Source organism: Nodularia chucula CCY0103, from assembly GCF_963923915.1.
GTDB classification, from domain to species: domain Bacteria; phylum Cyanobacteriota; class Cyanobacteriia; order Cyanobacteriales; family Nostocaceae; genus Nodularia; species Nodularia chucula.
Map to the genome: position 1 here is coordinate 151,424 of NZ_CAWUOL010000001.1, position 17,064 is coordinate 168,487.

Sequence of the window (17,064 nt, forward strand, 5' to 3'; positions counted from 1 at the left end):
TTACTGTTCACTGACTATTGATACTGCTCTTTTTTGCTATACATAAGGCGATTTTCCACGTAAATGGTATCAATAATCGCCACTACTGCTGCATCTACTGGTCTCTGTTCGTTACCGAGAATTTGACGAGCGGCACTACCACGAGTGACTAGCACCCACTCATCTACTCCAGCGCCAACTATATCTGCCGCTACTTCGTAGTTGGGCAAAATATTTCCTTCTTCATCTACTAACTGCAACAACAGCAGTTTCACACCTCGAAGACTTGGATCTTTTTGTGTACTGACTACTGTGCCACGAACTTTGGCAACTTGCATTACAGATTATGGTCTTCTACCAAAAGGACGAATCGCGTTCACATTTTCCCGGAACTGTTCTACATCTTCGGTATAACGAATTGGGAGGACGTATTCCAAGTTTTCATGGGGACGAGCAATGATATGGGTGGATAATACTTCTCCCCCGTTGACTCGTTTGACTGATTCCACTCCCGCACCCACGGAAGCTTGAACTTCGGAAACGTCACCGCGAACGATCACTGTAACTCTACCGCTACCGATTTTTTCATAACCTACCAGAGTAACGCGAGCGGCTTTTACCATCGCGTCAGCAGCTTCTACTACTGCTGGAAAGCCCAGCGTTTCTACCATTCCCACTGCAATTGACATTAGTTTTAATCCTGAATTAAAGTTTTTAACCTAGAAAAAGTAGACTTTGAGACAGCAGTCTCGTTAATTACTTTGTTTAATCAGCTTTTAAGTCCGGAACTGTTCTACAGCTTCCGTGTAACGGATCGGCAAAACGTACTCTAAGTTTTCGTGGGGACGGGCAATGATGTGAGTAGATAAGACTTCACCACCATTAACTCTTCTGGCGGCATCAATACCCGCAGATACGGAGGCTTGTACTTCCGATACATCTCCCCGCACAATCACGGTTACTCTCGCACTCCCAATTTTTTCATATCCTACTAACGTAACACGAGCGGCTTTCACCATCGCATCAGCAGCTTCTACTACTGCGGGAAAACCCTTAGTCTCAATCATTCCAACTGCAATTGGCATCGCAGAACTCCTAAAAATTTAATCTGATCAGCACTTTTTTGTGAAATGTTTAACGTGATGGCTGTATTTTGAGCCATAAAAACACTTCATAAATTAAGCATAGGAAAGCTTGGTCTTCCTGGCAATATAAATTAGTATAATAGTTTATGATAAATTAGTTTTAAAAAACTTAACAAAAATTTATACCGCAGGATACTCAACAGAAGTTGTACGATTACTATAGTATCCCCTCATGCTTTATAATTTTTTTTATTACATTTACAAAATGACATTCATAGCCAGGGGTAATCATCTCTAGTGAGCGGATATCGACGGCTGTATATTATGCTATCTCTGACTTTGCCAGATTTGAGCGGAGAAGCAACGACTTTGTGAAAAATATATAATTTTTTTTAATATATCGTATAAATATATTTGCTGAAAATAGAAATAGAAATTTATAATGACAAATGATGTAATAGAATTAAAACCTCCCAAATATGTAAACTAACATCAAAATAATACCCGAATAAGGTAAGCTGAAGAAAAAATGCTCACTCAAAATATAAATATAAAATAGTTTTAAAAAAGCTAAAAACTTATCATAAGTTATTTTTTTAGTAAATCATTATTTTAAGAAAATTTAAGAACAAGTCTAGGCTGAGTCGTCAAGGAAAATCTCAATGAATCAGTTTCTATTTTCAACAAGTTGGTGGGTGCCATTTTATAGTCTAATGGGCGCACTTGTAACCTTGCCGTGGGCGATGGGAATCATTAAACGTACAGGGCCTAGACCTGCGGCATATTTCAACTTGTTAACGACTATGATGGGTTTTGCCCATAGCCTTTTGGTATTTAAGCACATTTGGGATCAAGAACCAGAAATTTTAGTAATTAATTGGTTCCAGGCTGCGGATTTTAACTTATCATTTGCCCTGGAACTCTCACCAGTGAGCATTGGAGCAACAGTATTAATTACTGGATTAAGCTTGTTAGCACAAGTGTATGCCTTGGGATACATGGAAAAGGACTGGTCTTTAGCCCGTTTCTTCGCCTTAGTGGGCTTCTTTGAAATGGCGCTGTCTGGTTTAGCGATTAGTGATTCCTTGTTTCTCAGCTATGCAGTTTTGGAAGTCCTCACCCTTTCTACATACCTGTTAGTAGGGTTCTGGTATGCTCAACCCCTAGTAGTGACGGCGGCACGAGATGCCTTTTTAACGAAGCGGGTGGGAGACTTATTGCTATTAATGGGCGTAGTGGCGCTTTCGACAATGGCAGGTAGTTTGGATTTTTCTGATTTATATGAATGGGTGCAAACGGCTGAATTAAGTCCCCTGACATCGAGCTTACTGGGTTTGGCATTGATTGCCGGACCTGCCGGTAAATGCGCTCAGTTTCCCTTACACCTGTGGTTAGATGAAGCAATGGAAGGGCCAAACCCGGCTTCCGTGATGCGAAATTCTTTGGTTGTCGGTGGTGGTGCTTATGTGTTGTATAAACTTCAGCCAATTTTAGCTTTGTCCCCAGTTGCGTTAGATACGTTAGTTGTGCTAGGGACTTTGACGGCAATTGGGGCAACATTAGTCTCACTGGCGCAAACAGATATTAAGCGATCGCTCTCTCATTCCACCAGTGCATACATGGGCTTAGTATTTTTAGCCGTGGGGTTAGAGCAAGGTGGTGTGGCCTTAATGTTGCTGTTAACTCATGCGATCGCTAAAGCTCTATTATTCATGAGTTCCGGTTCAGTCATTTACACCACCAGCACCCAAGATTTAACAGAAATGGGTGGATTGTGGTCACGGATGCCAGCCACCACCACAGCCTTTATAGTCGGTTCTGCGGGGATGGTAACATTACTACCACTAGGGAGCTTCTGGGCAATGCTGGCATGGGCTGATGGCTTAGTTCATGCTAGCCCTTGGGTAATTGCCGTTTTAGTGTTAGTCAACGGCTTGACAGCGTTAAACCTCACACGAGTATTCCGATTAATCTTTTGGGGTAAACCACAACAGAAAACCCGTCGTTCCCCGGAAGTTGGCTGGCAGATGTCATTGCCAATGGTTTCACTGACTATAGTGACTTTACTGTTACCCCTGATGTTACAGCAATGGTTTCTGCTGCCCAATTGGGAAAGTCTGGATTGGTACATCTCATTGTTGCTTCTTTCTTCAACTTTAATTGGGGTAGGCATAGGATCTACCCTTTATCTGCATAAAGCATGGTCACGATCTAGAACTTTGATCTGGAGAATTATGCAGGATTTATTGGGTTATGATTTTTACATTGATAAAATTTATAAGCTAACCATAGTTAATGCCGTCGCCCTGCTATCGAAGTTTTCGGCTTGGAGCGATCGCTATCTGGTTGACGGTTTTGTCAACTTGGTAGGATTCGCCACAATTCTCGGTGGACAAGGTTTAAAATACAGCATTTCTGGTCAATCCCAGGGGTATATATTGACCATCCTCGTAGTAATCAGCGTTTTGGGATTCTTCGTGAGTTGGTCATTAGGTTTACTAGATAAATTACCTTTCTAAATATTTTCCTCTCTTCCTTTACCTCGTTTTGCCAATGCTGAGTGCATTAATCTTACTACCCTTATTGGGTGCAGCCTTAATCGGATTCTGGCCTGCTGAAATTAGTGGGAAACTTTCTCGGACAGTAGCTTTACTGTTCAGCAGTATCATTTTCTTGTGGTCAGTTTTACTGGCTATCAAGTTCAACCCTGGGGAAGCCAGTCAACAGTTTACCGAGTTTATCCCTTGGATAGATTCTTTAGGCTTGGATTATAATTTGGGCATAGATGGTTTATCTTTACCGTTGCTACTTTTGAATGGTTTGTTAACTGGTATTGCCATCTATAGCAGCGATCAATCCCTTCAGCGTCCCAGATTTTATTACTCCTTAATCCTGTTGTTAAATGCTGGGGTTACAGGAGCATTTTTGGCACAAGATTTACTCCTATTTTTCCTATTCTATGAATTGGAACTCATCCCCCTATATCTGTTAATTGCCATTTGGGGTGGTGCAAGACGCAGTTATGCAGCCACAAAATTTTTGATTTATACGGCGGTTTCCGGAATCTTAATTTTGGCAAGTTTCCTGGGTATGGTGTGGCTGAGTGGTTCTGATAGCTTTGCACTGGCAAGTTTGAATGCTACAACTTTGCCTTTAGCAACACAGCTATTACTCTTAGGAGGAATTTTAGTTGGGTTTGGAATTAAAATTCCTCTGTTTCCCTTCCATACTTGGTTACCAGATGCCCACGTAGAAGCTTCTACACCCATTTCTGTGTTATTGGCAGGAGTGTTATTGAAGTTAGGAACCTATGGCTTACTCCGCTTTGGCATGAATTTGTTACCAGAAGCTTGGAGTTATTTAGCCCCTTGGTTGGCAACTTGGGCTGTAATCAGTGTACTCTTTGGCTCATCCTGTGCGATCGCCCAAACAGATATGAAAAAAATGGTAGCATACAGCTCCATTGGACACATGGGATACGTACTGTTAGCGGCAGCAGCAGCCACACCTTTAAGCACTTTAGGCGCTGTCATGCAAATGATTAGTCACGGCTTAATTTCCGCCCTCCTATTCCTCCTAGTAGGAGTGGTTTACAAAAAAGCTGGTAGCCGAGATTTAGATGTGATTAAAGGACTACTGAACCCAGAAAAGGGTTTACCTGTAATTGGGAGTTTAATGGTTCTAGGAGTCATGGCCAGCGCTGGTGTACCTGGAATGGTAGGCTTTATCTCTGAATTTATTGTATTTCGGGGCAGTTATCCAGTATTTCCAGTGCAAACCCTCATATCTATTATTGGTACAGGGTTAACTGCGGTTTATTTCTTAATTCTCATGGATCGTGCCTTTTTTGGGCGATTATCTGCACAAGTTATCAACTTACCGCGCGTATTTTGGAGCGATCGCATACCCGCAATTATTCTAGCAGTATTAATTGTAATTTTCGGCATCCAACCCGCTTGGTTAGTGCGCTGGACTGAACCAACCATCACAGCAATGGTTAATACCCAAAATGTAGCAGCTGCGGTGTCCTTAAATAAGGAAAGTGGGGATTAGGGATTAACAAAAATCCTAACAATCCCCAATATCTAATTTACAGTGGGAGGAAGTCACTTTAATTTTAATAAAGTGACTTCTTAAAAATATTTATATCAAGAGCTAACTTTTATTGGTATGATAACTATAACATTTTTGAGGAAAAGAGTTTATTCGCCTTGCTACATTACACAATACCGTTAGACAAAACTAGAGGATGGTATATGAAATTAGATCAAACAGAGATTTATGCTGATGGAGCAGAAATTATGTTTAGTCATAACCTAACTAAACTAAAATTCTATTCTGTCGTTGATGTTTCAGAAAATAATGGAGAAATACAAACAGAAGAAGAACTCAAAGTACAGATAGCTATTCCAACACTTTCTTTATTGAGGTTATGTGCCGGATTTTTACATCAAATTAAAACAGATGAAAAAGAAGTCATTGCTATGATTGATAGTAATAAGGAGGAAATTATTAAAACCTTAGAAAAATTCACTCTAAATAATTCACTCTAAATAATAGTGATGGAGAATAAGATGTTATCTACAGAATATGTTTCCAAAAAAATCAGCCGACCAAATGGTTTTTTGAATTACTACAAACCCTACAAAATAGACAGAAATAAATCCTTTCATATCAGGACTATTCATATCGCTCCTATACGGTTTGATAAATTAAGGAACAATAAACAAATTTATAAAATTTCATATTCTGAGAAGCATAAAACTCCAATTAACGAAAATAAAGTACAAAATCTAGTTGCAATATTACGTAATTATCTGGATTTATACTATGATTGGGATGGCTATCAAGGAATTGCGCCGCAATTAAGAACAGTTGAAGAAAGTATTCGCCTAGTTGAAAAATTACCCGATTCCATACCACTGCCAAAACCTATGGTAAGTGGTACAGGGATAGTTGGTCTATTTTGGGAAAAGAAGAATATTTATGCTGAAATATGTTTTGAGGGTGATGGAACGTTTTGGTATTACGGAAATGATGGTAATTTTGAAATAGGAGAAGATTCTGTATCTCTTAGAGAAGATACTACGCTGCCAGTAGACTTAATCAATTTAATTAATAAAATTTAATCTTCTATGAATTGCTCAGATATTTATAGTATAAAATCTAATAAATGTAAATTTATACAAGAAAATGATGCTGAATGTACTTGTGAGAATACTTCAGTTAGTAGTTATTCTCCAGGTGTTGTAGAAGAAAACGAGATATTAATAAGACAGATTTACTCACCAATTCATATAGACGAAGAAACGGGAAAAATAAAACCACTTGCCTTTGATGATGTTAAAGATAAAGGTATGTCTGTAAATCGTAAAAAATATTCTTCTAAGGAGCAATTACTTCAAAAAGTTGAAAATAAACTAAGATTAGATCAACAAAGAGGTAAAAATAGGAATTTTCCTGGTGTGATTTATGCAAATTGTTATAAGGTTAGACGCATAAGCAGTAGTAATGGTATTAAAGCTTTTTGTGTATATGATACAGGTAACAAAAATGATTATTCTCATGCAGATATATGTCAAGCTATCTCTGGGCGTTTAGAAGGTAGTAAAATACGATATGAATTAAGGCAAGTATTTTCAGAAAAACCTATTACATTGGATATTTTATTTAATAATTAATTTGTATTTCAGTGAAGATTTTATTTTTTGACTTAAATATTTATAATCAGATGTCCAAAATATCCTGTTTTCTTGTCTAATTTCTGTTGTACTTGTTTCTTGTATAGCGTTTCTATATCTACATTATGTAAACAATATGTAAACAATTATCTGTGTTTAGCTTATTTGTGGTTAATTAAGTCTTACTTATGTGTACTTCACTTGGGGAATAACTGCTAAATATGTTTTTAAACAAGTTATGTGCTTCTTCTCACTCATCTATAATTACTTGGAGAACTGGTAATGGTAACTAAAAGCAAGAAACCTGCTCATCATCCTTTAGCTGAATATATTGACAGATTACTAAATGGAGGTACATTACTTCCCGATAGTCCAGAGAATGTCATGGAAGTAGTTGGCATACTCAAAAGCTATGGCATAGTTTTAGATGCCTATTCAAAAAATCTTATATATATTGCTGAACATCAATTTTTAGTATTTTTCCCGTTTTTTAAATACTTTAACGGCGAAATTTCTTTCCCAAAACTCATGCGTCATTGGTGGCATGACAGAATTAACTTTGAATATGCTGAATATTGTATGAAAGCCATGATGTGGCATGGTGGTGGGGGACTAGATCAATATTTAGATACACCAGAATTTGCAGAAAGAGCGCAAGCAGTTATTCAAGCCAAATTTAACAATAATCCCATGATGATGGGCATACACCAATTGTTTCCTGACTTTTTACCGGAAATGTTGCGTGTCTCTGCTTACTACACTGGTTTAGGTCAATTTTGGCGGGTGATGGCTGATATGTTCTTGGATTTATCAGACCGCTATGACCGAGGCGAGATTAAAACTATACCTGAAGTTGTAGACCACATTAAAGCAGCTTTAGTGGCAGATGCTGTCAAGCCTATTACCTACGCTGTCAAAATTAAAAACCAAGTCTATGACATCATTCCTAAATCTGTGGGTTTAACTTTTCTCGCAGATACAGCTGTTCCTTATGTAGAAGCAGTATTCTTTCGGGGAACTCCTTTTCATGGCACAGTTTCATACAATGCCCAAGCTTATCAAATTCCCCTTGACCAATCTCGATTTCAATATGGCGCACTATATGCCGATCCTTTACCTATCGGTGGTGCTGGTATTCCTCCCACTTTGCTGATGCAGGATATGCGCCATTATTTACCAGATTATTTACACGAAATTTACCGTCGCAGTCTTCGGGGTGAAGATGATTTGCGAGTACAAATTTGTACAACTTTCCAAAAATCTATGTTTTGTGTGACTACGGCAGCAATTTTGGGATTGATGCCTTATCATATCGATACTGAAGATGCATCTGAACAAACTGCTAATCGCGTCTATTTACAAAAGTGGATGTCTCGGTTGGAAACTTCGCGGTTACAGGATGTGAATAACTAAGAGTATCGTTAGGGTTTGCTTAGATATAGGACTTACGCAAACTCTACAAATTCTTGGCGTTCTTGGCGACTTGGCGGTTTGATAAATTGAGCTTTTCGGCAACTTTTGCGTAAGTCCTGAGATAGTAAAACCTAGATTTATTGATGTTTTCGGTCTTTTACCTTGTGAAAAAAGCGCAAGCAAATAGGGGTATAAGGCTAAAAAATATTGCATTTATAGCCATCGCCAAGGTAGTTAGGACATTTCCTGTTCCCTGTTCCCTACCCTGATGTTTTGATTGGGGAAGATAGCAAGAATCCAGTTGACATTCTTTTACCATGGTCTAGAGTATTTTCTGGCAAAAATCAATCTCTCATCTAGTGCGATCGCTAACGATATTTGTTACGGTGGCACGATAAGATTCTAAAACACTAGTCTTAATATAAGGTCTAAATGGCAGAAACACTATTTTTTAACGCTCTCCGGGAAGCCATTGATGAAGAAATGGCGCGTGATTCCAGTGTATTTGTTCTTGGGGAAGACGTAGGGCATTATGGCGGTTCCTACAAAGTTACTAAAGACTTATACAAAAAATATGGCGAACTGCGAGTTCTGGATACCCCCATCGCCGAAAACAGTTTTACTGGGATGGCTGTAGGCGCAGCCATGACTGGGTTACGACCGATAATTGAAGGCATGAATATGGGCTTTTTGCTCCTAGCCTTTAACCAAATTTCCAACAACGCGGGAATGCTACGCTATACTTCCGGCGGTAACTTTAAAATCCCTATGGTGATTCGTGGCCCCGGCGGTGTGGGTAGACAGTTGGGTGCAGAACATTCTCAACGTTTAGAAGCCTACTTTCAAGCCGTTCCTGGTTTAAAAATTGTTACCTGTTCCACACCCTACAACGCTAAAGGGTTACTAAAATCGGCTATTCGTGACGATAACCCGGTTTTGTTCTTTGAACACGTTCTACTTTATAACTTAAAAGAAGATTTACCAGAAGAAGAATATTTCCTACCTTTGGATAAAGCAGAAGTTGTGCGGAAGGGGAAAGATGTCACAATTCTGACTTACTCCCGAATGCGCCATCATGTGTTGCAAGCGGTAAAAACTTTAGAAAAACAAGGTTTTGATCCAGAAGTTATTGACTTAATATCACTCAAACCTTTAGATTTTGATACCATCGGGGCATCCATACGCAAAACCCATAAGGTCATTATTGTGGAAGAGTGTATGAGAACTGGGGGTATTGGTGCAGAGTTAACTGCTTCTATCAATGACCGTCTGTTTGATGAATTAGATGCGCCTGTGCTGCGGCTGTCTTCCCAAGATATCCCCACACCTTACAACGGTAATTTGGAACGGTTAACAATTGTCCAACCAGAACAAATTGTTGAAGCTGTGGAAAAAATGGTGGCTATGCGAGTTTAAGAATTGCGAAGTAGGTAGGGGCGGGTTTCAGCAGTGGGTATGTGGTTGATCGAAATTCTGAATAAACCCGCCTGTAGAGGAGTAGGGAGTGGTTAGTGGAGAAGAGGAAGGGTTGTAAAGCAGTAGTCCGTGTAAAGGAATTTCCAACTCCCCTGCTCCCCGCTCCCCGCTCCCCTGCTTCTTCATCTTCCCCTAAAGGTGGATTCAGCCATTCATAACTCGCACAAAGAACGTTATTATAGCCTTTGTCAGTTGCGAGTTATGGTATGCAAAGACAGCGATCGCTATTAGTTTTAATTTTTGTGTTGCTCATTGCCGCTATTGCAGTGATAGCAACTATTCCAGTTCCCTTGGGATTAGACTTAAGGGGAGGCTCACAGTTAACCATTCAGGTGAAACCAGCACCGGGAATGAGAGAAATTACTGAACGAGATTTGGCCGGTGTTCAGAAAGTTGTGGAAGGTCGAGTAAATGGCCTCGGGGTTTCCGAGCCAGTCATTCAAACTGTAGGTACAGATAAAATTCTTGTGCAGTTACCTGGTGTCAATGATCCAGAGCAAGCCGAGCGAGTCTTAGGCGGGACAGCACAGTTAGAATTTAAACAACAACGCCAGGGTACTGAAACTCAATTGTTTGCTTTTCAATCGTCACGCAGCGAGCTAAGAGCGCAGCAAGAACTGTTAAGAACCAGTGATGACAAAGCACTAATTATTAAAAATCAAGAAGAATTACAAAAAAATAATCAGGCGATCGCCGAATTGTTTGAAAGTAGTGATCCACCATTAGATGGCAAATATCTTCAGGATGCCTATGGTGAACCCACTACAAGTAATAACTGGAATGTTGCCATCCGGTTTGACGCTAAAGGTGGTGAACTGTTTGCCAATATCACCAAAAACCTCGCAGGTACTGGCCGGACTCTCGGCATCTTTTTGGATGATGAACTAATTAGCGCTCCCACAGTCGGTCTAGAATTTGCCGCTACAGGCATTACTGGCGGTGCAGCCATCATTACTGGTCGTTTTACTCCCCAAGAAGCCAATGACTTGGGTGTGCAGTTACGTGGTGGTGCGTTACCTGTACCAGTGGAAATCGCCGAAAGACGCACAGTAGGCGCTACCTTGGGTAGAGATAGTATTCAAAGTAGCATTTATGCTGGTATCGGCGGACTCATCCTCGTATTAATATTTATGGTGGTGTACTATCGATTACCAGGATTGATTGCGGATGTGTCATTAGTTATCTACTCCCTCCTCACCTGGGCGAGTTTTGCTCTCTTAGGCGTTACCCTGACTCTGCCAGGAATCGCTGGATTTATCCTCAGTATTGGTATGGCAGTTGATGCCAATGTGCTAATTTTTGAGCGCACAAGGGAAGAATTACGAGCCGGAAAATCGCTGTATCGTTCTGTAGAATCTGGTTTTTATCGCGCCTTTTCCAGTATTTTAGACAGCAACGTTACTACATGGATTGCTTGTGCAGCCCTATTTTGGTTTGGTTCGGGATTAGTCAGAGGCTTTGCTCTCACCTTAGCCTTGGGTGTAGCGGTGAGTATGTTTACAGCAGTTACCTGTAGCCGCACACTCATGTTTTTAGTAGTTACCAATCCGGCGGTAAAAAATAAGCGAGAGCTTTTCTGTCCGAACCTGCCAGCATTAAATCAGGCGGAGGTGGCTAAGTGAAACTAAGTATTAACAAAACGCGATCGCTATGGTGGGCTATTTCTAGTGCCATTATTCTCATTAGTATCATCTCAATGGTGATTTCGTGGCAAAACCCCCAAATTCGCGCCCCCCTACGCCCCGGTTTAGATTTCATCGGTGGTACACGTTTACAATTGGAACGTGATTGTACACAACTAAATAACTGCGACCAACCAATAAACATCACCACCGTCCGGGAAGTAGCCCAGGCACAGGGTTTAGGTGATAGCAGCATCCAAATAGTTGGTGAGAATGGAATATCAATTCGCACTAAGGACTTAGATGTTAATCAACGCACCAATTTACAAACTGCTTTAAGCGAAAAAATTGGGGCTTTTGACCCACAACAAAACCAAATTGATACTGTAGGCCCTACCCTGGGAGCCGAATTATTTAGGTCTGGTATTATCGCCCTGATTGTTTCTTGTGCGGGAATTATTATTTACTTGACCTTCCGCTTTCAATTAGATTATGCCTTATTTGCCATTGCAGCACTATTTCACGATGTCTTGGTTACTTTAGGCGTTTTCTCAATTTTCGGGTTAGTCCTGGGCATGGAAGTGGACAGTCTGTTTATTGTGGCGCTACTGACTATCATTGGTTTCTCCGTTAACGATACAGTAGTTATCTACGATCGCATTCGGGAAACTATCAAAATCCATCCTGATCAACCGATTGCTGACACTGTGGATGATGCTGTCAACCAAACATTGGGACGTTCTATCAACACTAGTGCTACCACTATGCTGCCCTTGTTTGCTATCTATTTCCTTGGCGGCGAAAGTCTAAAAAACTTTGCTTTAGCTCTAATTATTGGGTTTACTGCGGGAGTTTATTCCAGTCTTTTTATCGCCAGCACTCTTCTGGCTTGGTGGCGAGAACGCACAGGTAAATCTCCGGTATTAGTGAGTACCGAGCCAGTAGATACATCTGCTAGTTCTCAAGACAGTTAAAATGAGTTTAAAGCAATACCTGGCGATCAAACAATCTTTCCTGAATGATCATCAGCCAAGGTTTTCTGCTTTTCATTGATCTGCAATTGGTTGTTTACTCTGCTATGGATCAACCGGAAAAAACATCAATAAATAGCAACGATGCCGATAAGATGGATTTATCTTTTACCAAACAAGTACAAAAGCTACATCAGCTAACTGTATACGGTAGATGGTTTTTTGTTGGCTGTTTGTGGCTCACTATTGCACCATTCTCCTTGTGGAATTTACGGGGAGAAATTGCTCTTTTACAACAATATTTTACCTGGGTAGCAGTCAGATATGGACTATTCTATAATCCACTACCTACCCTGGGTTTAGCTTTTTGTATCGCTACTACTGTTTCTACTTTAGTTTGGCAAAGCCGAAATATTCTGCTGGGATTACCGCCACAGGAACAAAAACGTTTAGAAAAACAAGTTTTGAAAATCAGAGAACAGGGACAAACTCATCCTCTGTGGAAGTGGATTTGTCACTAATTTTTGATATTTAAACTTGAAGATACTTGCACATAGATATCATTACTCACAGCTTTTCAACACAATATGACAAAAATCAAACTGCCAAATTGGGGTGTACAAGATGAACTCTCCTCAAATTCAATTTAGCGAACATCGCCTTTCGGAAATCAACCTTTACAAACTCCAAGAATTATTTAATCTTGCCGCTTTTTGGGCAAAAGGTCGTACTATTGAGGATCTGAGCATAGCGATCGCCAATAGTGATCCAGTAATTCATATTTGGGATGGAGAAAGACTGATTGGCTTTGCCAGAGCCACTTCTGATGGTATCTATCGTGCTACCATTTGGGATGTCGTGATTCACCCAGAGTATCGTGGCACAGGTTTGGGACGTAAGTTAGTAGAAACGGTTTTGACTCATCCCCGCGTGAGACAAGTTGAGCGAGTATATTTAATGACTACTCATCAACAGGAATTTTATGAAAAAATCGGTTTTCAGTGTAACCCGACGATTACAATGGTGTTACACAATCAACCTGAAATTGAACCCCTTCCCGCTACTCAAGTTCACCTTCAGAAATCACTAGGGGGATAGATACTTGTAACCGAGTCAAATCCTCTGTTGTTTCTTCAGTGATTGGATATCTGACAATTTGTAATTTTCCTCCCATCACTTCCAATAGAGTTTGATTCAATAACAATTTCATTCCTGGAGAAAAATTTAGATTATCTTCATCAATATCAAAACTCTCAACTCCTGATTGAATCAAATCAATAGATTCACTTGTAGTGAAAGCATGGCTAGGTAAATCTAGGAAAATTTCCACAGTCTGATTTGTGAGTGATAAACTACTAGAAAGACTGATACTGCCAAACTGCATTTTAGCAATGGCAGTGTCTACTAAATTCACCAATATTTGCCTGAGCCATCGGTAATCTGCCAAAACATAAATTTCTGGATCGGGAAGCAACACACGCAAAGGAAAATTGCGATTTGCTGCTAGCATATAAGTTAAATTATTAACTTCCTGTAAAACTGTAGCCAGACAATGGGGTTGAATATCTAATTTATTAGTCCCGTGTTCTGTTCTAGCAATGTTGAGAATTTCATCAATTAGATGTAACAGTTTTAAAGCTCTGTCGTGGGCTTGAGCAATAAATTCTCGCTCTTCTTCCGGATTTTCACACAAATCTTCTAAAATTAACTGATGTAAGCCAATTAAACCATTTAATGGCGATCGCAATTCATGGGTACTCCGCGCCAAAAATCCGGCTTTAAACAGGCTCATTTCCTGCGCCATTTCGTATGCTAACTGCGTTTCCTTAGTCTCTTGTATAAGTTGTGAAACTTGGGTTTTATCTACGGATTTGACTGGAGATAAACTAAATAAATTGTTTAATAACCAACTAAATAATCCCCTAACACCCAAACCTAATATTAATCCTAATCCTAAATAGACCCAGTTATTCCAATTCATAGTTGAGGAAATGTTCACTAACTTATTACTTGACCACAATTCGTTGAAGTTAATTTACGGATTTTGTTGTTAATTAGTTTCATAAAATCAGGCATATATCAGCTATTTATCTAGCTAAACAGTTACCTTAATTAACTCAAGCAAATTTATTTAATTACAGATCAAACTCAGGTGAATCTAAATTTGATTTCTGTTGGCGTAGCCTGCGCTTTGCGCTTACAACTGAAAAAGCTGTTTTCCACTCCCTACTCCCTAATCCCCACGTAACGAATAGCAAAAATTAATTCACCACAACTATAGACGGTGAATCAAGATAAATTTATTCATATCAACCATTAAGGATGATATGTGTATTCAATTAATCTTATTGACACTAGGTTACATAAATAGTTCCGCGATTTTCCCCAGGAGAGACGCTACAGAAATGCTGTTAGTTAGTCCTCAGAGAGAATGGGTATTGATTTTGACTGCACCTTGGCGCAAAATTTGCCAGTTAGTCCCCGTCCATTTAATCACAGTAGAAGGTACACCAACGCTAGAAATTTTGCCATCAAACTCTGTAGGTTTCAAAGTCAGAACTTCTGGAAACTGCTGGGAAATTTCTTCTAACTTTTGTAAAGGCTGTTGACCCGAAAAATTGGCGCTAGTTGTGGCCAGGGGGCGCGTTTGTCTTAATATACTTTGAGCGATCGCACTGTCAGGAACTCTGATCCCAATTGTAGTCGGGTTATGAGGATTCATCTGTTTTGGCACTTGATCGCTAGCTGGTAATACCAATGTCAAGCCTCCTGGCCAATGTCTACCTGCTAACTCTTGCCAAATTTTCAACTCATTTTCACTACCTTTAACATAAGGCCATAAATCCTCTGCACTCGCCCCCATTAAAATCAGAGGTTTATCCTGACTACGCTGTTTAGCCTCAAAAATTAATTGGGCTTTTTCTGGTAAAACTGCCAGTGCAGGGACGGTATCTGTAGGAAAACTCACTAATAAACCACCACCTGCACCGGCGATTAAATCCACTAAAGAAACTAGACTCATCTTGAATTATTTGATGTAAGCTAACGCAAAGCGTTCAATCCCGGCTAAATCGGCATGAATTTGAATATTACAGTAACTACCTTGTTGTTCTAATAGTTTCCGCACAATATCCGCCTGTCCTGCCATCATTTCAATTAGCCACACACCACCAGAAACCAAATAGTTGGGAGAAATTTCTATCAACTGGCGAATACAATCCAAGCCATCAAAACCACCATCTAAAGCTAGATTTGGTTCATGATTCACTACTTCTGGTTGGAGAGTAGCCACGGTACTGGTGGGAATATAGGGCGGGTTAGACACCATACCACTAAACTCACCTTTCCAGGCTGTAAGGGGCTGCCACCAAGAACCCTGGTCAAATCTAATCCGGTTTTCAAAACCCAAATTACGCGCATTGTCACGGGCAATTTTTAAGGCTTCTGGGCTGTAATCAATGGCATGAATTGTCGCTTGTGGTAAAGCATCTGCTAAACCCAAGGCGATCGCACCGCTACCAGTTCCCAAATCAGCCCAATGTCCAGAAGTGAGAAATGGGGCTGCACTAGTATGAGTAGCAGCAGCCACAGCTAAATCAATTAAATACTCGGTTTCTGGTCGGGGAATCAAAACCGCCTTTGACACTGTGATTTTAAAGTTGCGCCAAGGTGTAACTCCAGTTATGTATTGCACCGGCAACCGTTCATTTAATCGCCTTTGCCACAACCGTTCTAAATCCTCTAAAGGCAACACCATTTTAATCTCAGGCCAATCTTTAAAAGATTCTAAACGCAGTGCCAAGCGGTCTAAGCCAGCTACTTCCAGTAGTAACCAATCCACCTCAGCAGATGAAATATCACTAGCCATAGCAGAGGCGATCGCTTGCTTACGCCATCCCCAAAGCTGTAAACCGGAAACTACCTGTAGCTGTTTATCTACCATGCCTTAACGTCGAGGAGTTGTGCTATCTGCGGGCAAAGTCTTGATATACTCTCTAGATTCTTGGGAAGGCACTAAAACAACTTGATTCAGCCAAGGATCATTTTTATCCTGCATTGTTTTAATCACCCCATCTATATCTATTACCTGAATATCTGCTTGGGGAAATTTGGGTTTCACTTGACTTAACAACCCTTGGGCATCTTGCTTACTTAAAAACAAAGGAATCAGTTCTTGATTCTCAGAAGTCAGTTGAATTGGCACATAGCCCTGATCTGGAGAAAATCTGACTGCAAAAATTGGCACGCTATTAAACTGCTGTACCTGTTGACCACTTTGACGCAATAAATCCATTGCCCCCTTGATTTCTTGTTCTACAGGTTTAAAGGCAAATAGAAGCCGTTCTGACTGGTTTTGACTTTGTTGTAATTGCTGATAAATTACCCCTAGAGGCACTGCTGTTACTTGTAGGCTTTTCACCATTTGCTGCATTTGGGGGTTTTGGCCTTGGACAGTTTGCAGTTCTTTAATAAAACTTTGAGCTTCCTGCCGACTCATATAAACCCCTGTGACTGAACCACCGGATTGTTGAGCATTTGGTAAAGGACGACTCAAAGGCAAACCTTCCTGATTAGTAATTAAATATACAGGAACTGAATCTAGCTTCTCTTTAATTTGCTGTTCTGACAAAGCTAGTACAGGAAAACTGCCAATCATGACAGATCCCAGTAAGGTACTTCCTACTAAACCTAATGTTGCTCCCCAGCGAACTAATGCTTTCATAATTACTCCTCGTCTCAATAGTTAAATTCAGTTAATCAAATAGTTGGATTAGCACCACACTCACTAGTCTTAGTTGTATAGCAATCCATTTAAAATGTGTACAATTTCTTTTTG

Annotated in this window: 18 protein-coding genes; 11 read left to right on the forward strand and 7 right to left on the reverse strand. The window is 40.1% G+C overall.

The features are described 5' to 3' along the window. Positions 1–14 precede the first annotated feature (14 nt). The 3 genes from ACM0OP_RS00595 to ACM0OP_RS00605 all read right to left on the reverse strand — a co-directional run bounded on the left by ACM0OP_RS00595 (position 15) and on the right by ACM0OP_RS00605 (position 1,064). A complete protein-coding gene (locus tag ACM0OP_RS00595; protein ID WP_414526441.1) occupies positions 15–317 on the reverse strand; it encodes a EutN/CcmL family microcompartment protein in 303 nt (100 codons plus the stop codon). Positions 318–323: 6 nt separating this feature from the next. Beyond that, positions 324–668: a carbon dioxide-concentrating mechanism protein CcmK gene (locus ACM0OP_RS00600; RefSeq protein WP_414526442.1), complete on the reverse strand. Its 345-nt coding sequence runs from the start codon at positions 666–668 to the stop codon at positions 324–326. Positions 669–755: 87 nt separating this feature from the next. Further along, entirely contained in the window at positions 756–1,064 is a 309-nt protein-coding gene (locus ACM0OP_RS00605; protein WP_414526443.1) for a carbon dioxide-concentrating mechanism protein CcmK, read from the reverse strand. A 662-nt stretch (positions 1,065–1,726) separates the two neighbouring features. On the opposite strand from ACM0OP_RS00605, the gene ACM0OP_RS00610 reads away from it, so the two are divergent. The 11 genes from ACM0OP_RS00610 (at position 1,727) to ACM0OP_RS00660 (ending at position 13,325) form a co-directional block, all read left to right on the forward strand. After that, on the forward strand, positions 1,727–3,583 hold the full coding sequence (locus ACM0OP_RS00610; protein WP_414526444.1) for an NAD(P)H-quinone oxidoreductase subunit F: 1,857 nt from the start codon (positions 1,727–1,729) through the stop codon (positions 3,581–3,583). A gap of 34 nt (positions 3,584–3,617) precedes the next feature. Next, on the forward strand, positions 3,618–5,117 hold the full coding sequence (locus tag ACM0OP_RS00615) for an NADH-quinone oxidoreductase subunit M (protein WP_414526445.1): 1,500 nt from the start codon (positions 3,618–3,620) through the stop codon (positions 5,115–5,117). 203 nt (positions 5,118–5,320) lie between these two features. After that, positions 5,321–5,617, forward strand: coding sequence for a hypothetical protein (locus ACM0OP_RS00620; protein WP_414526446.1), 297 nt, complete (start codon positions 5,321–5,323; stop codon positions 5,615–5,617). 21 nt (positions 5,618–5,638) lie between these two features. Further along, positions 5,639–6,193: a hypothetical protein gene (locus ACM0OP_RS00625; protein ID WP_414526447.1), complete on the forward strand. Its 555-nt coding sequence runs from the start codon at positions 5,639–5,641 to the stop codon at positions 6,191–6,193. Between the two features lie 6 nt (positions 6,194–6,199). Then, positions 6,200–6,745, forward strand: coding sequence for a hypothetical protein (locus ACM0OP_RS00630; RefSeq protein ID WP_414526448.1), 546 nt, complete (start codon positions 6,200–6,202; stop codon positions 6,743–6,745). 282 nt (positions 6,746–7,027) lie between these two features. Beyond that, the gene (locus tag ACM0OP_RS00635) at positions 7,028–8,158 is read left to right on the forward strand and encodes a CO2 hydration protein (RefSeq protein ID WP_414526449.1); all 1,131 of its coding nucleotides are present in this window, start codon (positions 7,028–7,030) and stop codon (positions 8,156–8,158) included. Positions 8,159–8,590: 432 nt separating this feature from the next. Further along, positions 8,591–9,574 carry an alpha-ketoacid dehydrogenase subunit beta gene (locus ACM0OP_RS00640; protein WP_414526450.1) on the forward strand — a complete coding sequence of 328 codons (984 nt, stop codon included), beginning with the start codon at positions 8,591–8,593 and terminating at the stop codon, positions 9,572–9,574. 266 nt (positions 9,575–9,840) lie between these two features. Further along, the gene (secD, locus tag ACM0OP_RS00645) at positions 9,841–11,256 is read left to right on the forward strand and encodes a protein translocase subunit SecD (protein WP_414526505.1); all 1,416 of its coding nucleotides are present in this window, start codon (positions 9,841–9,843) and stop codon (positions 11,254–11,256) included. Continuing rightward, positions 11,253–12,230 (forward strand): protein translocase subunit SecF, encoded by a 978-nt coding sequence (gene secF / locus ACM0OP_RS00650; RefSeq protein WP_414526451.1) that lies wholly within the window; start codon positions 11,253–11,255, stop codon positions 12,228–12,230. The genes secD and secF overlap by 4 nt, the downstream gene beginning before the upstream one ends. A gap of 104 nt (positions 12,231–12,334) precedes the next feature. Continuing rightward, entirely contained in the window at positions 12,335–12,748 is a 414-nt protein-coding gene (locus ACM0OP_RS00655; protein WP_414526506.1) for a hypothetical protein, read from the forward strand. A gap of 103 nt (positions 12,749–12,851) precedes the next feature. Then, positions 12,852–13,325 carry a GNAT family N-acetyltransferase gene (locus tag ACM0OP_RS00660; RefSeq protein WP_414526452.1) on the forward strand — a complete coding sequence of 158 codons (474 nt, stop codon included), beginning with the start codon at positions 12,852–12,854 and terminating at the stop codon, positions 13,323–13,325. Here ACM0OP_RS00660 and ACM0OP_RS00665 read toward each other — a convergent pair. From ACM0OP_RS00665 to ACM0OP_RS00680, 4 genes are all read right to left on the reverse strand, one after another. Continuing rightward, on the reverse strand, positions 13,288–14,208 hold the full coding sequence (locus ACM0OP_RS00665; protein ID WP_414526453.1) for a sensor histidine kinase: 921 nt from the start codon (positions 14,206–14,208) through the stop codon (positions 13,288–13,290). The two genes, ACM0OP_RS00660 and ACM0OP_RS00665, sit on opposite strands and share 38 nt — an antisense overlap. Positions 14,209–14,649: 441 nt before the next feature. Beyond that, positions 14,650–15,249 carry an L-threonylcarbamoyladenylate synthase gene (locus tag ACM0OP_RS00670; RefSeq protein ID WP_414526454.1) on the reverse strand — a complete coding sequence of 200 codons (600 nt, stop codon included), beginning with the start codon at positions 15,247–15,249 and terminating at the stop codon, positions 14,650–14,652. Positions 15,250–15,255: 6 nt separating this feature from the next. Further along, complete coding sequence (gene prmC, locus ACM0OP_RS00675; protein WP_414526455.1) at positions 15,256–16,170, reverse strand: peptide chain release factor N(5)-glutamine methyltransferase; 915 nt, start codon at positions 16,168–16,170, stop codon at positions 15,256–15,258. 3 nt (positions 16,171–16,173) lie between these two features. After that, positions 16,174–16,950, reverse strand: a complete 777-nt coding sequence (locus ACM0OP_RS00680; protein ID WP_414526456.1) for a Tic22 family protein — start codon at positions 16,948–16,950, stop codon at positions 16,174–16,176. Between the last annotated feature and the right edge of the window lie 114 nt (positions 16,951–17,064).

Coding starts and splice junctions, on each gene's coding strand:
- ACM0OP_RS00595 (WP_414526441.1), bottom strand. CDS start 317: ATGCAAGTTGCCAAAGTTCGTGGCACAGTAGTCAGTACACAAAAAGAT.
- ACM0OP_RS00600 (WP_414526442.1), bottom strand. CDS start 668: ATGTCAATTGCAGTGGGAATGGTAGAAACGCTGGGCTTTCCAGCAGTA.
- ACM0OP_RS00605 (WP_414526443.1), bottom strand. CDS start 1,064: ATGCCAATTGCAGTTGGAATGATTGAGACTAAGGGTTTTCCCGCAGTA.
- ACM0OP_RS00610 (WP_414526444.1), top strand. CDS start 1,727: ATGAATCAGTTTCTATTTTCAACAAGTTGGTGGGTGCCATTTTATAGT.
- ACM0OP_RS00615 (WP_414526445.1), top strand. CDS start 3,618: ATGCTGAGTGCATTAATCTTACTACCCTTATTGGGTGCAGCCTTAATC.
- ACM0OP_RS00620 (WP_414526446.1), top strand. CDS start 5,321: ATGAAATTAGATCAAACAGAGATTTATGCTGATGGAGCAGAAATTATG.
- ACM0OP_RS00625 (WP_414526447.1), top strand. CDS start 5,639: ATGTTATCTACAGAATATGTTTCCAAAAAAATCAGCCGACCAAATGGT.
- ACM0OP_RS00630 (WP_414526448.1), top strand. CDS start 6,200: ATGAATTGCTCAGATATTTATAGTATAAAATCTAATAAATGTAAATTT.
- ACM0OP_RS00635 (WP_414526449.1), top strand. CDS start 7,028: ATGGTAACTAAAAGCAAGAAACCTGCTCATCATCCTTTAGCTGAATAT.
- ACM0OP_RS00640 (WP_414526450.1), top strand. CDS start 8,591: ATGGCAGAAACACTATTTTTTAACGCTCTCCGGGAAGCCATTGATGAA.
- secD (WP_414526505.1), top strand. CDS start 9,841: ATGCAAAGACAGCGATCGCTATTAGTTTTAATTTTTGTGTTGCTCATT.
- ACM0OP_RS00655 (WP_414526506.1), top strand. CDS start 12,335: ATGGATCAACCGGAAAAAACATCAATAAATAGCAACGATGCCGATAAG.
- ACM0OP_RS00660 (WP_414526452.1), top strand. CDS start 12,852: ATGAACTCTCCTCAAATTCAATTTAGCGAACATCGCCTTTCGGAAATC.
- ACM0OP_RS00665 (WP_414526453.1), bottom strand. CDS start 14,208: ATGAATTGGAATAACTGGGTCTATTTAGGATTAGGATTAATATTAGGT.
- ACM0OP_RS00670 (WP_414526454.1), bottom strand. CDS start 15,249: ATGAGTCTAGTTTCTTTAGTGGATTTAATCGCCGGTGCAGGTGGTGGT.
- prmC (WP_414526455.1), bottom strand. CDS start 16,170: ATGGTAGATAAACAGCTACAGGTAGTTTCCGGTTTACAGCTTTGGGGA.
- ACM0OP_RS00680 (WP_414526456.1), bottom strand. CDS start 16,950: ATGAAAGCATTAGTTCGCTGGGGAGCAACATTAGGTTTAGTAGGAAGT.